Source organism: Gilliamella sp. Pas-s95, from assembly GCF_009795795.1.
GTDB classification, from domain to species: Bacteria; Pseudomonadota; Gammaproteobacteria; order Enterobacterales; family Orbaceae; genus Gilliamella; species Gilliamella bombicola.
The window spans coordinates 1-316 of record NZ_WTFC01000115.1; the positions used below are offsets into that span (position 1 = coordinate 1).

General features: G+C 54.4%; 1 protein-coding gene. It reads right to left on the minus strand.

The genetic code is table 11. From position 1 onward, the window contains the following. Positions 1-64 precede the first annotated feature (64 nt). Positions 65-316 (minus strand): hypothetical protein (locus tag GQ598_RS11180; RefSeq protein WP_237410364.1); only part of this gene is annotated, 252 nt, incomplete at its 5' end.

Below are 316 nucleotides of genomic sequence, written 5' to 3' on the forward strand. Positions count from 1 at the left end.
GATTGTCCTCTCAGGCTCCATAACCGCCCCCGCGGCCCAAGGATTAAGGACTAAACGCTAAAAACTAAGGTGCGGTGCAAACAGCGTAAGTACTGGGGGAAGCGCTGTCGCTGTAAACGGCGCCGTAGTACGAGCGGACATAGAAGCCATAGCTACCTGCTGCGTCACTCGCCCAGTAGTTGATGCCGACGAAGCCCGCATCAGCGTAGTAGCCCATGTGGCCCCACTCGCTGAAAAAACCTGCACCTATGTGACGCATGTAAACATTATTACTAGACGACGGCACGGCACCTACTGCACCAGTACAAGGATAACT